Origin of the sequence: Gardnerella sp. DNF01204, from assembly GCF_049244145.1 — a bacterium.
GTDB lineage: Bacteria > Actinomycetota > Actinomycetes > Actinomycetales > Bifidobacteriaceae > Bifidobacterium > Bifidobacterium vaginale.
Genome location: NZ_CP058379.1, coordinates 821,802 through 834,725 on the forward strand (window position 1 = coordinate 821,802; position 12,924 = coordinate 834,725).

Below are 12,924 nucleotides of genomic sequence, written 5' to 3' on the forward strand. Positions count from 1 at the left end.
TCTATCGTTAAAAGGTTTAATGTGTGGCGGATTTAAGCTGGGTTTTCGCGGTCTTTGAGAGTGATTTTGCTGTATAGGGGAAGATATCGACGCTCTGGGGTTGAGTGCACAGTATGTTAACGTACTTCGCTTGCGTTGAAAGCACGCTGTGCTTTCAACTTTGAGCAAGCTCAGCGAATCGAAGTGCATTCGCGAATTATATTTAATCGCTCATGCAAGTCGATTCGCCACTTTGCACCAAGGCTGTGAAGTGGGAAAATAAGGTTTAGGCTAATTATCGAAGTGGTTCAATTACGATAATTATGCAAAACTATATAGATCTGTTCTATCAGTCCACAGCTCACACTGAGTCATTACTGTTTGAACAGCATCTTCCATACCTTCAGGAGGATAGTGGTGCTCCTTAAGAAACATAAATACCCGCCGGAGGGCATGGATGACGCTGTTGCTACTGTAATGCTTCAGTGTGACCTCTGGGCGGACAACAATGATATGGAGCATCGGGTAGTTAACTATAGTGAGGTACTGAAAGAGAGTAATAATCAGGAATTGATTATGGTTGCCGAAGACAGAGGAGTTTATGATAATAATGAGTGCTGGTACAGCTGATATAACGAAAAGAAGATGTTGTGGTTTCTTGGCGGCTTTCGAATAGAGTTTCCTGATAATCAAAAGGCAAAAATGAAATGGAGAAATAATTATGAGTTCAAACGTAATAAGACATGATAACATTATCCCTTTAGTAACGCGTCAAAGCATAGCAAGCAGATATCATACGGTTACGAAAGCTATAAATCAAGAGTTTTGGAATTCAACGAGTGAAACTACACATAGTCTCTATGTTGGTTCTTATGGAAGAAACACAGCAATAAATACAAGCGACATAGATATACTTGTTGAAATTCCAGAAGATGAATATAATCGGTACTCATATTCTAAATGGAATGGGCAATCTAGACTTTTACAGGCTGTGAAGAATGCGATTGAAACTCACTATTCAAGAAGCGATATTAGGGCAGATGGTCAGGTTGTTAAAATTGCCTTTTCTGATGGGATGAAATTTGAAGTGTTACCAGCGTTTCCGCAGACAAGTTTGGGTGGTAGTGTTTCATACAAATATCCAGATACGAATATGGGAGGAAACTGGAGAACAACAGATCCTAAGTCTGAGCAAAAAGCAATGAAGGAAAAGAACAGCTCATCTAATGGGTTATTGTGTGCTACTTGTAAGCACATAAGAACGATCAGAGATGATTCTTATTCGAGCTATCATCTGTCAGGAATTTTAATTGATTCCTTTGTATATGTTGCGATGGAAGGATGGCATTTTACGGATGGAGATAGCAATTCCTCAAGCCAACCAAGATCGTATGAACAGGCATTACTTGATTATTATAATCATATTCCATGCAACGAAATACTTGCGCCAAGTCTATCTGCTCCCGGAAGTGGAATGTCGATTGATACTACAAAAGGATGGGATGTCCTCGGCAAGATCCTAAATAAAATGGTATCGGAGTAAAATGGAAAGTGATAAAAGCTATAGGGCACGATTAAAAAATCAAATAAAGGATGCTTGTGGAAAAGTTATATACACATATACTGCGCATCACAAATTAGCTGATCGACTTGAGAAAGAAAATAAGTATGTGAAGAATGCACAGATTATATTGACCGCACTTTCTTCTTGCGGATTTTTTTACAGCATTATAACAAACAAGGTCATATCGACATGGGTAGGTGGAATTGCTGCTGTATTGTCTTTGTGCCTAAATCTATATGCCAAGGAATATAAGATTCAAAATGAAGTAAGCCAGCATCGAAATGCAGCAAATGTGTTGTGGGGTATTCGAGAAGAGTATGTTTCCTTATTAGTTGATTTTGAAGTGCTTGACGATAGTGAGATACAAAAAAAGAGAGATGTTCTTTGTAATAAAGTTTCAGAAGTCAATAATAATTATCCTGCAACTGATGAGAGAAGCTACAGGGCTGCGCAGAAGGCTTTGCAAAAGGAAGAAGAACAGACTTTTAAGGAGAACGAGGTTGATTCCATTTTGCCTAATGGAATTGATAAGTGAATAATCGAAAGGGGTGAGTTATATGATACTCCCTGAAAATTTGATGAACTTGATTCATCAGGGCGAGGGGCTGACGGTCGAATTCAAAAAATCAACAACAGATATTACGAAGGATGTCTACGATACTGTTTGTTCTTTTTCTAATCGGGATGGCGGTCATATTTTCTTTGGTGTGAAGGATAACGGGACGATTCTCGGTGTTGATAAAGACTGCGTTGAGTAGATGAAGAAAAATTTTGTTACTACGATTAACAATGAGAGAAAAATGTATCCGCCACTCTATTTGACTACAGAGGAATATGAGATCGATGGGCGTATTGTTCTTTATGTCTATGTCCCGGTTGGAAAAACCGTTTACCGCAATGCGGGCAGAATATTTGATCGCAATAATGAGTCGGACATCGATATTACAGATAATGCGGACATGGTTTTCAACCTTTATGCCCGTAAGCAAAGCACCTATTTTGTGAATAAGGTCTACCCTGCCATCCCGGTTTCAAGCCTTCGTCATGATCTTATGGATCGAGCAAGGAGAATGACGAGAGTGAATACTGAGCACCATCCGTGGATTGACATGACGGATGAGGAGATGCTCAGAAGCTGCGGGCTTATACTTGAGGATCCGGAAACGAACAAAGAAGGTATAACACTTGCGGCAATCTTGCTCTTTGGTACGGATAACCGTATCATATCCGTGTTACCTCAGCATAAGACAGACGCTATTTTCAGAGTGTTCAATGTTGATCGTTATGATGACAGGGATGTGGTGATTACAAACCTGATTGAAAGTTATGATCGTCTGATGGAATTTGGAAAGAAGCATCTGAATGATGTTTTTACATTGGATGGTGTCCAGCGGATAAGCTCCAGAGATAAAATCCTGCGTGAGATTATTTCCAACCTGCTCATGCACCGTGATTTTTCCAGTGGATATGTACCGAAGCTTGTCATTGAACGGGATAAGATTACAACAGAGAATGCGAACCTTGCGCATGGGCACGGCAACCTGAATCTGAAAACATTCAAGCCATTTGCAAAGAATCCGCCGATAGCAAAAGTGTTCCGTGAGATCGGACTTGCTGATGAGCTTGGAAGCGGTATGCGCAACAGCTATAAATACACGAAGATGTATTCTGGTGGAGAGCCTGTCTTTACAGAGGCAGATGTTTTTACGACAGTGATTCCTCTTTCTGAGGCGGCAACTGCCACGGTCGGGCCGACCGAAGAACTTGATCCAAGGGAGCAAGTTAGGGAGCAAGTTAGGGAGCAAGTTAGGGAGCAAGTTACGATACAAGCTCTCCTTCAATTTTGTATCGTTCCTCGTAGTCGGAAAGAAATGCAAGAATTTATGGGTCTGACCGGTAGAAGAAACTTTTCTGAAAAATATATCAAGCCTTTGCTTAGTGCAGGAAAAATAGAAATGACGATACCAGATAAGCCAAACAGCAGGAACCAGAAATATAAAAAAGTGAACATTGAAGATTAAAAAGCGACCATTGGAGACAGAAACCATATATCGAATAGAGGAAAACGGACATTCAATGTATAGTTTTGGTTTCACAAATAGGTATGTCGAGACGATGGGATTTCGGACTTATTTCCTCAGAGCGAAGTCTTGAAACGAACGTCAAATCTACGGATTTGCATATCATAGGTAGTAACATGGTCCTTTGAACTTTTCCGAGAACGTATAAGGGCAAAAATCGGTGTATTTCCGAGCAAAAACATGCTTTGACCAATTCCAGCGAACGAGCACGAATCTGGCTACACACTCGACATTAAGATGAAGCAGTCGAGCCATACAGAAAATCAGTGGCGCTCCTTTACAAATCGCGCTGAATTGGAATAGCGTTTTTTCTGATACCTACTATGCGTGCATTCTAGTTGTTGCGTTTTCGTTCTGACATTTGTTTGTGTTCATAAAGGTGAGTGTAAGACTAAATAATCTTGTTAGAAAGAAAAAAATTTGTGCTAGTTTGAAAGATTTAATAAAATACTCTCATTGGTGTAGCATACGTAAATAACAGTACCCGACGCGCCTATTAACAATGCGGACCAAGTCGGGTCTTTTGATTTTTGGTCTATAACCCGATATTTAACAAGGGAGTTGTTCAAGTGGTGAATAGTAGGAAGTTTGTAGCAAAAACGAAAGATGTTAGCTTAACGGTGAGAAGGGCTGATTCTTTTAGCATTAGTTATGTTAATTGTGAAAAAGATATATTTCATATTGAAGAAAATCAAGACGGTATAAAACTTGTTCAAACAGAAAAAGTATCGGCTTTTTACTGGCTGCATTGGCTTGCTAAAGGCAGTCCTGCTGTCATTGTTTCATTGCCGGAGAGTATTGATTTTTGTGAAATTGAAGCTGAGTCGAATCAAGTATTAGTAGCAGATATTAAAGCTGACAAGATTTATGCGGAAGTTCATAACGGCAGGGTGGAAGCAAGGAATGTTCAGGCGAATGATGTTTTTCTAAAGTGCCTTAATGGTTCTGCTGTGGCGAATAATGTTAAGGTTGTTGCTTCTTGCATGGTGGATACTTTAAATGGTACGAGTGTTTTAGAAGGAGAAATACCTAAGGATGCATGTCTTGAAGTAGTTTGTGAGAATGGCGTGGCTGAAGTTTGTGATAAGCATAAAGCAAATCTCGTGCGCAACCCAGATGGATGTGCTCATTATGCGGTGCATTGCTTGAATGGAAGAGCTGTAGTGAAGTAATATTGTTGTGGTGTTTTATGTCCGCTACTTTGACCAATCGCACGAAATAGAGTTTGGCATATTCTAAAAATGCTTCGGAATGTTGGAGTATTAGGCTTGGTGGTTTTTAATCCAAGTGTAAAGGTCATTTTCATTTGCCTCGCCAGATGCAACTTTGAGAATAAAAAAGTTCCGTATTGTAGATAAGTAATTTATGAAAGTTGGTAAGCTTCGTAATAAGTAGTAAATGAGCGGGTCAGGTCTGATTTTAATATTTTTTCTCATAATATTTGTTGATAAAAAACATGATTAATGGAGAAAAGGCAATCGAAATAGCTAGAAGAGCAGCTGGCAAATATGCTTTTGTGATAAATGCAATTATGGCAATTATTCCCATTAGGTGCATTAGTATGAATGCTATTGTTGCATTTACTTTATCTTTGATTTTCTCGTTTCTTTCATCGTTCACGTTTATTTTGTAGTTGTGGTCTTTTTCCATCATCTTATAGTGCATGATTTTTACGTGTGAAAGTGAGATAATTGCAACAAAAACAACTGACAGTGCAATTTCTACGGATTCGTTCAGTTTAAGAGTCAGTGCAAGAATTAGTCCGCAAATTCCTATTACATATCCTATGTACCAAAAATTCTGTGTTTTTTGTTTTTTCATTTTTTATCCTCCTCGTAGATAAATATTTCTTCGATTGTTAAATCAAAGTACTTGGCAATTTTGTATGCCAATATGATTGACGGGTTGTATCTTCCATTTTCCAAAGAACCGACTGTTTGTCTTGATACTTCGAGTGCGTCTGCAAGTTCTTCTTGTGTTATGCCTTTTTCTTTTCTAATTTGTTCAAGTCTATTTTTCACATTACATTCTCCTTCCTAATGGAAAGCTAGCTTTACATATAAGATAATCGTTTCGAGAGCAAATGTCAAGTTTGCTTTCCGTTGGATTTAATATCGATAATATTGTTTGCAAAGTTTCATAGTATTCAAGAGAGTAGAAAACTAAAAGTATAATTTTCTTTCAGATGCTATTTCAGATAGTATTGTTCTTATGTGTAACAGTGGTGAGCTTTCTGCAAGTAACAGTGAAAATACGTTAGTAGATTTTACTGAAAAACTTCTTGTTGATGTTAAATATTTTACTAATAACAACAATAAAGTATTAAGTGTTCCCGTATCTGAATTATTGAATTTTGGATCTGGTTTATCGTCATTAATTCCTGCATGTAATACAGTTACTCAAACAATAACCATTCCTACGGATGGTATTTATAAGATTGCTAATAAAGCTGCAGGTGATACTCTAAAATACGCAAAAAATGGGAATCTATGGGGATCTTTAAGAAAATCTGACGGTGGCTCTAGAATGATGCAGATTTCAAAGATGGAGTCTTTGCAAGGTTCTATGAAAACAGTATCTGCGTTTAATCCTGCTCTTTTAATGATGGCTGTGGCTATTTATTCTATTGAAAAAGATATGAAAAAGATTAAAGAGACGCAGGAAAAGATACTTACCTTCATGGAAGTTGAGAATGAGTCACAGATTGAGGCAGATGTTGAGTCATTGATGGGGATTGCTTCTACTTATAAGTGCAGTTGGGATAATGAAATTTCTGTTACGAATAATCATAAGCTTGTTATCGATATTAAGAATCGTGCTAGAAAGAACATTATTGCTTATCAGAAAAAGATTACTGATATTCTTCTGTTAAAGAAGTTTATTGTGTCTAAAAGTAACGTAAATTCGACGTTGTCTGATTTAGGAAAAAAGTTTAAATACTACAGATTGTCATTGTATATTTTCTCTCTATCATCTTTGATGGAAATAATGTTAAGTGAAAATTTTGCGGAAGAGTACATTAGCAATGCAGAAAATGAGATAAAGAAATTGTCTGATGACTACTGTGAGAAATTTGAAAAAAGCTCTTTATATTTAGAAAAACTTGGTAATTCGGAAGTAGAAGTCAACGTTGTGAAAGCTATAGGTACTGCTGGTACGGCTGTTGGTAAGTTAATTGGCGGTATTCCTTTAGCTAAATATCGTTCTGTTGGTGAGTCTTTACAAAATAAAGGAAACGGATTACATGAAAATGCTAATGTAATTGGAGTAAAAGCAGTGAAGGAGTTTGCTGTTTTGCGTGATCCGGAAACAAAAGTGTTTCTGGAAAAAATGGAGGATATAACTCAAATCTACAATCGTACTTCGCAAATATGTGTTGATAAAGAAAAAATATATTTGTTGTAAGTTATATATTGTTTCGTGTTGTGAGCAAACGTTGTGTTGATGAGAGTAGAAAAAACTTCAAATACTCGCGGTTATTTACGCTAGAAGAGAACAGGCTAAGCGACTGGAACAATTGTAATGTAAACGTATTATCAAGCCAATCTTAAACCTTTTAACGATAGCCTTTCCTATCGTTAAAAAGTGCACCCAATATCCATAGTGTGCACTAAAAAAGTATAGCTATACTACCCATTCTCTCAATCCAGATTGAAGTACTGTTTTTAGTAGTCTTTAGTGTTAATTTATCATAGCATTTATTACCATTTTTGCTTAATTCTCAATCATTAAGAGTTGATGATACCGCGTTGCATATGGCAATTAGAGAAGCTCTTGCAAACACGTTGATTCATGCTGATTATTATATGCGAGGAAACACGGTTATTACATATAATAATGTTGTGAACACTTCTGTTGACGGTTCTTCACAATCTACTACAGAAACGAATAGCTTGAACGCTGGTTTTAAGCTTTATTTTGCAAACCCTGGGTGTTTACGTATGCCTATAGAAGTGGCTTTGGCTGGAGGTTTTTCTGATTCTCGAAATCCCGCACTGCTTAAAATGTTTGCACTGATTTCTGTTGTTGAACGTGCAGGAAGCGGATTTGATGCTATGAGAGCTGGATGTGATTGGGCTGGAATACCTCATCCAAGGTTAAGTGAGTCCTTTAATCCTGACCGTACCACTCTTGAATTTTTTGTAAATGATAAGAATAACATTGTATCTAGTCCTGAAAATCACAAAACGAATCTTAGTGTTCATTCGTCAAATCTAGTGAATAATACTTATAATTCAGGACTTACTGCAAATGCACTTTCACAAGATTCTAATAAGTCATATAAGCGTATGAGCGTTGACGATTGCTATAAAAAGATTATTGAAGCAGTGCATAATCATGGAACAATAAAGCGTGAACAAGTGCAAAATATTCTTAACGTGGGTAGCACCAAAGCTAAGCAATTGTTATCTGATTTAGTTAGTAGGGGAGATATTTCAGTTTGTGGAAAGGGTCGGTCTACTACTTACGTTTTTAACCGCTAGTTAAACGAAAACCGCACATGTGTGAATTAATCCACGAACATGTGCGGTTTATATTTAGCTATTACTGATTAATCGAATCAGGCGTTTACGCGATCGATGCCAGACTGTACGTCTGCAATCACGGAATCCCAAGACTTGATGAAGGCGGCAACACCGTCGGCCTCAAGCTTGTCGGTAACATCCTTGATGTTGATGCCAAGCTCAGCAAGCTTGTTCATAACAGCGTGGCTCTCTTCGTAAGTACCCTTAACGGAAGCAGCACCGTTGCCGTGATCAGCAAGAGCGTTCAAAGTCTTCTCTGGCATTGTGTTAACAACATGCTCAGCAACCAACTCATCAACGTACTTGCAATCGGAGTAAGATGCGTTCTTGGTGCCAGTAGAAGCCCAAAGTGGACGCTGCTTCTTAGCGCCCTTGGCTTCAAGCTCAGCCCAACGTGAATCGGCAGCGAACTTCTTCTCGAAGAGTTCGTAAGCCAAGCGAGCGTTAGCAACAGCAGCCTTGCCTTCAAGAGCCTTAGCTTCATCAGAGCCGTTAGCTTCGAGGAGTTTGTCAACAGCGGTATCAACGCGGGATACGAAGAAGGAAGCCACGGAACCAATGTGCTTCAAGTCGTGGCCGTTAGCTGCAGCCTGAGCGATACCTTCGATGAAGGCGTCGATAACCTGCTCGTAGCGCTCGAGGGAGAAGATCAAGGTTACGTTTACAGAAATACCCTTAGCAAGGGTAGCAGTGATAGCTGGAAGACCTTCCAAAGTTGCTGGAATCTTGATCATAACGTTTGGACGATTAACCTTTGCCCAAAGCTCTTCAGCCTGCTTCTCAGTGTTAGCGGTATCGTGAGCCAAGCGTGGGTCAACTTCGATGGAAACGCGACCGTCAACGAAATCGGTCTTTTCAGCAATCTCGCGGAAGATATCAGTTGCGTTACGAACATCGGTGGTGGTCAACTCGCGGATAGCGGTTTCAACGTCAACCTTGCCGAGTTCCTTAAGCTGTGCGTCGTATGGACCAACCTGGCTCAAAGCCTTCTGGAAGATAGATGGGTTGGTAGTAACACCAACAACATTCTTGTTAGCGATCAAATCCTGCAAAGAACCAGACTCAATGCGGGTACGGGACAAATCGTCCAACCAAATAGAAACGCCGGAATCGCTAGTGCGCTGCGTTGCTTCAGTCATGTTATCTCCTTAACACTGTGCTCCACCAGTTGGAACACGTTGGTAGTGTTGGCGTTTTACAGGAAACAGCGGTTGATGCTAAACCAGCTGTAGCTTAACATCAACACGCCTTTGCTGTTTCCAGTGAAGTTGCTAAATTAGCACTTCGAGTTTTGTGATGAATCAATTTTATTTTGATACATCAAGTTTTTATTTTGCTTAATTTCTATCTTAAGCGCGTGCTTCTTCGATAGAAGCCTTAGCAGCTTCTACTACGTGCTCAGCAGTAATGCCCAAGTCGATCATGTTCTGACCGCCGTCACCCTGCAAGCCGTACTGTTCGATAGAAACAGCCTTGCCGCAATCGCCAAGATACTTGTACCAAGGCAATGCCAAGCCGGCTTCGATGGAAACGCGAGCCTTGACGGACTTTGGAAGGATTGCTTCCTTGTACTCTTCGTCTTGCTCTTCGAACCACTCGAGAGATGGCATAGAAAGAACGCGAGCCTTAATGCCTTCTGCTGCCAAAGTCTTGGCGCCAGCAACAGCCCACTGAACTTCAGAGCCAGTAGCCATGATGATTACGTCTGGAGTGCCTTCGCAGTCAACCAACACATAACCGCCGTGCTTTACGCCTTCGCGAGCCTTCTCAGCAGTTTCTGCGAGGGTCGGCACGCCCTGACGGGTCAAAATCATAGCGGTTGGGTAGTTGTTCTTCTTCTCGAAGAAGTAGCGGTAAGCTTCAGCAGTCTCATACTCATCTGCAGGGCGTACAACCTCAAGCTGAGGAATAGCGCGGAATGCAGCCAAGTGTTCGATTGGCTGGTGAGTTGGACCATCTTCGCCCAAGGCTACAGAGTCGTGAGTCCAAACGTAAAGGTTTGGAATCTCCATCAAAGCAGCCAAGCGAACTGCTGGGCGCTCGTAGTCAGAGAACTGGAAGAATGTGCCGTTGAATGGGCGAGTGTCAGAACCAAGCAAAATGCCGTTTGTAATAGCACCCATTGCGAACTCGCGCACACCAAAGTGAAGCTGGCGACCGTACTCAGAAACGTTTGGCCAAGTGCGAGTTGCGTCTTCGGATGGACCGAAGGAGTCAGCGCCCTTAATATTGGTGTTGTTGGAGCCGCCCAAATCAGCGGAACCGCCCCAAAGTTCTGGCATAACAGCAGCGATTGCGTTAAGAACTGCGCCAGAAGCCTTACGGGTAGCGACCTTGGAACCGGCTTCGAAGCCAGCGACCAAGTCGTCAATAGCCTTGTCGAATCCTTCAGGAAGCTTGCCAGCCTTAAGACGCTCGTAAAGAGCAGCCTTATCGGGGTTTGCAGCAGCCCACTTTGCAAGAGCTTCATCCCAAGCCTTGTGAGCAGCCAAACCGCGTTCAGCAACCTTACGAGCATGAGCCAAAGCTTCTTCGTCGATTGGGAACGAAACTTCTGGGTCGAAACCGCAAAGTTCCTTCAAGCCCTTAACAGCTTCTTCACCAAGCTTAGAGCCGTGGGAAGCTTCATTGTTGGTCTTGCCTGGGGTTGGCCAAGCAATCAAAGTATTAACCTTAATGAAGTGAGGCTTATCGGTAACTTCCTGAGCCTTTTCGATAGCTGCAGCCAAAGCCTGAACGTCTTCCTTGTAGGAGCCGTCTGGCTGAATGAAGCTAACTTCATCGGTGTACCAACCGTATGCACGGTAACGAGCAAGAATATCCTCGGAGAAGGTGAGCTTAGTGTCGCCTTCGATCTGAATGTGGTTTGCATCGAAGATTACGGTCAAATTACCAAGCTTTTGGTTTCCAGCCAAGGAAGCAGCCTCGGAAGAAACGCCTTCCTCAACGTCGCCTTCGCCGCAGATAACCCAAACCTTGTGATCGAATGGGGAAGTGCCAGCTGGAGCTTCTGGATCAAGAAGACCACGCTCAAAACGCTGACCATAAGCGAAACCAACAGCAGAAGCAAGACCCTGTCCAAGAGGACCAGTGGTCATTTCAATGCCTGGAGTTAAGCCATATTCTGGGTGACCTGGAGTACGCGTGTCTGCGCCGCCACGGAAATACTTGAGATCATCAAGAGTCAAGCCGTATCCAGAGAAGAACAGCTGCACATATTGCGTAAGCGAAGCGTGGCCGCCAGAAAGAATAAAACGATCGCGACCGGCCCACTTTGGGTCAGCTGGATCGTGCTTAATGAAGTGCTGGTACAAGGTGTACGCAATCGGTGCCAATGAAACAGGGGAGCCAGGATGTCCGTGTCCTGCTCGCTCAACAGCATCAGCCGAGAGAACCTTCGCCATCTTTACGGCGCGCTCGTCTAATGCAGACCAGTTGAATTCGGTCATGTGATCTACTTTCCTTCCAATAATTCGGGTTTTTTGCGCACAGCTTACGCTGGCCATCACCCTCACATTGCCATTTAATCCTATCTTTTATATCAGACGAATTTCTAACAAAGTGTGTCAAAACTTAACAAAAGTTTATATTTATAGTTAGTTGTTAAGATAACAAAAAATAGTTAATCACATATTATTCTGGAATATATAATAGTTGACAGTAAAAGTTACATTACCTAAATAAAAGGAGGATCAATGCAATCACGTCGCATGATGATACTCCGTGCGGTTGTTGAAGATTATATTCGTTCACACGAGCCAGTTGGATCAGCGTCTTTGGCTAAAAATCACAAATTAGATGTTAGCTCTGCAACAATTCGCAACGATATGTCGATACTAGAAGAAGAAGGTTATTTAATTCAGCCACACACATCTGCTGGTCGAATTCCTACGGAAAAAGGATACAGATATTTCGTTGATGGATTGGCGGCGCTAATACCACTTTCTAATGCACAAAGAAGAGGAATACGCAGTTTTTTAAGTGGATCTGTAAGTTTGCAAGACACACTTCAACGTTCAGCTCGTCTTCTTGCAAGTATCACTGGGCAGGTTGCTCTTGTTGCGTCACCTGCATTATCTAGATCAAAAGTAAAAAGAATTGAGATTGTTCAAGTATCGTCATCAACTCTTCTTGTCGTAGTAATTACAGACGCTGGAGGGGTAGCGCAACATATGATTCAGGCTTCTAATGTGAATTCAGATGATTTGTTGCATTTAACAAATATGATTAATGAAGATTGCATTGGATTGTCACTTTTGAATGCATCTAAAAAAGTGTGTGCATTGTCGGAACGTAAAGATTTAGTTTCTTCGTTACAAATAATTAAACAATTGTCTAATGCTATTGAAGATATGTACGATGGCGATCGAGCACACGAATTATACATGGCTGGAACCTCCCAGCTTGCTCATAGACAGAATATTGGTGATTTTGCTGCTCTTTTTGATGCTTTAGAAGAGCAAGCTGTTATTATGCGTTTGATGACTTCGCTAAGTGAGGAGGCAAGTGATTGTGCAAGTGGAGTCAGTGTTGCAATAGGTTCGGAAACTCACACGCCTGGTCTTTTGAATGCTTCTGTTGTGACGAGTGCTTACGGATATAATTCCGATCCTGATTCCGCATTCATTGGTTCAATCGGACCTACGCATATGGATTATGCTGCAACAATGACTGCGGTTAAAGCAGTGGCTAAGTATCTTAATGCGTTTATATCCGAAAATTCATAAAAATATAACTGGCTGTGCCTTATGCAAGAATTATTTTATTAAGGTAA

10 protein-coding genes and 2 pseudogenes are annotated in these 12,924 nt (G+C 41.0%); 8 read left to right on the plus strand and 4 right to left on the minus strand.

Annotated features, from left to right (window positions below):
- Positions 1–399 precede the first annotated feature (399 nt).
- The 5 genes and pseudogenes from HXT46_RS03165 to HXT46_RS03185 form a co-directional block, all read left to right on the plus strand.
- Positions 400–609: pseudogene (locus HXT46_RS03165) on the plus strand (type I restriction endonuclease subunit R); the annotation flags it as partial.
- A 91-nt stretch (positions 610–700) separates the two neighbouring features.
- Positions 701–1,522, plus strand: coding sequence for an SMODS domain-containing nucleotidyltransferase (locus HXT46_RS03170; protein ID WP_004125829.1), 822 nt, complete (start codon positions 701–703; stop codon positions 1,520–1,522).
- Position 1,523: 1 nt separating this feature from the next.
- Positions 1,524–2,078, plus strand: a complete 555-nt coding sequence (locus tag HXT46_RS03175; protein ID WP_004125833.1) for an SLATT domain-containing protein — start codon at positions 1,524–1,526, stop codon at positions 2,076–2,078.
- A 22-nt stretch (positions 2,079–2,100) separates the two neighbouring features.
- Positions 2,101–3,564, plus strand: a pseudogene (locus tag HXT46_RS03180) (RNA-binding domain-containing protein).
- A 629-nt stretch (positions 3,565–4,193) separates the two neighbouring features.
- Positions 4,194–4,796: a DUF4097 family beta strand repeat-containing protein gene (locus HXT46_RS03185; RefSeq protein WP_064623382.1), complete on the plus strand. Its 603-nt coding sequence runs from the start codon at positions 4,194–4,196 to the stop codon at positions 4,794–4,796.
- A gap of 247 nt (positions 4,797–5,043) precedes the next feature.
- Here the strand turns inward: HXT46_RS03185 and HXT46_RS03190 are convergent, their stop codons facing one another.
- Together HXT46_RS03190 and HXT46_RS03195 are read right to left on the minus strand one after the other, a co-directional pair.
- A complete protein-coding gene (locus HXT46_RS03190; RefSeq protein WP_004121609.1) occupies positions 5,044–5,445 on the minus strand; it encodes a hypothetical protein in 402 nt (133 codons plus the stop codon).
- On the minus strand, positions 5,442–5,645 hold the full coding sequence (locus HXT46_RS03195) for a helix-turn-helix transcriptional regulator (RefSeq protein WP_004134772.1): 204 nt from the start codon (positions 5,643–5,645) through the stop codon (positions 5,442–5,444). Before HXT46_RS03195 ends, HXT46_RS03190 begins: the two co-directional genes overlap by 4 nt.
- Before the next feature lie 190 nt (positions 5,646–5,835).
- Here HXT46_RS03195 and HXT46_RS03200 point away from each other — a divergent pair, with 190 nt between their 5' ends.
- Together HXT46_RS03200 and HXT46_RS03205 are read left to right on the plus strand one after the other, a co-directional pair.
- Positions 5,836–7,029, plus strand: a complete 1,194-nt coding sequence (locus HXT46_RS03200; RefSeq protein WP_119675625.1) for a hypothetical protein — start codon at positions 5,836–5,838, stop codon at positions 7,027–7,029.
- A 350-nt stretch (positions 7,030–7,379) separates the two neighbouring features.
- The gene (locus HXT46_RS03205) at positions 7,380–8,108 is read left to right on the plus strand and encodes an ATP-binding protein (RefSeq protein ID WP_421786307.1); all 729 of its coding nucleotides are present in this window, start codon (positions 7,380–7,382) and stop codon (positions 8,106–8,108) included.
- A gap of 77 nt (positions 8,109–8,185) precedes the next feature.
- On the opposite strand, the gene tal is transcribed toward HXT46_RS03205, so the two are convergent.
- Both tal and tkt read right to left on the minus strand, forming a co-directional pair.
- Complete coding sequence (gene tal, locus HXT46_RS03210; RefSeq protein ID WP_421786309.1) at positions 8,186–9,289, minus strand: transaldolase; 1,104 nt, start codon at positions 9,287–9,289, stop codon at positions 8,186–8,188.
- A gap of 210 nt (positions 9,290–9,499) precedes the next feature.
- Entirely contained in the window at positions 9,500–11,599 is a 2,100-nt protein-coding gene (gene tkt / locus HXT46_RS03215) for a transketolase (RefSeq protein WP_019261268.1), read from the minus strand.
- A gap of 261 nt (positions 11,600–11,860) precedes the next feature.
- Between tkt and hrcA the strand changes: the two genes are divergently transcribed.
- Positions 11,861–12,877, plus strand: coding sequence for a heat-inducible transcriptional repressor HrcA (gene hrcA / locus HXT46_RS03220; RefSeq protein WP_217431498.1), 1,017 nt, complete (start codon positions 11,861–11,863; stop codon positions 12,875–12,877).
- The last annotated feature ends 47 nt before the right edge of the window (positions 12,878–12,924 follow it).

Coding starts and splice junctions, on each gene's coding strand:
- hrcA (WP_217431498.1), top strand. CDS start 11,861: ATGATGATACTCCGTGCGGTTGTTGAAGATTATATTCGTTCACACGAG.
- tkt (WP_019261268.1), bottom strand. CDS start 11,599: ATGACCGAATTCAACTGGTCTGCATTAGACGAGCGCGCCGTAAAGATG.
- HXT46_RS03190 (WP_004121609.1), bottom strand. CDS start 5,445: ATGAAAAAACAAAAAACACAGAATTTTTGGTACATAGGATATGTAATA.
- HXT46_RS03175 (WP_004125833.1), top strand. CDS start 1,524: ATGGAAAGTGATAAAAGCTATAGGGCACGATTAAAAAATCAAATAAAG.
- HXT46_RS03200 (WP_119675625.1), top strand. CDS start 5,836: ATGTGTAACAGTGGTGAGCTTTCTGCAAGTAACAGTGAAAATACGTTA.
- HXT46_RS03170 (WP_004125829.1), top strand. CDS start 701: ATGAGTTCAAACGTAATAAGACATGATAACATTATCCCTTTAGTAACG.
- HXT46_RS03205 (WP_421786307.1), top strand. CDS start 7,380: ATGGCAATTAGAGAAGCTCTTGCAAACACGTTGATTCATGCTGATTAT.
- tal (WP_421786309.1), bottom strand. CDS start 9,289: ATGACTGAAGCAACGCAGCGCACTAGCGATTCCGGCGTTTCTATTTGG.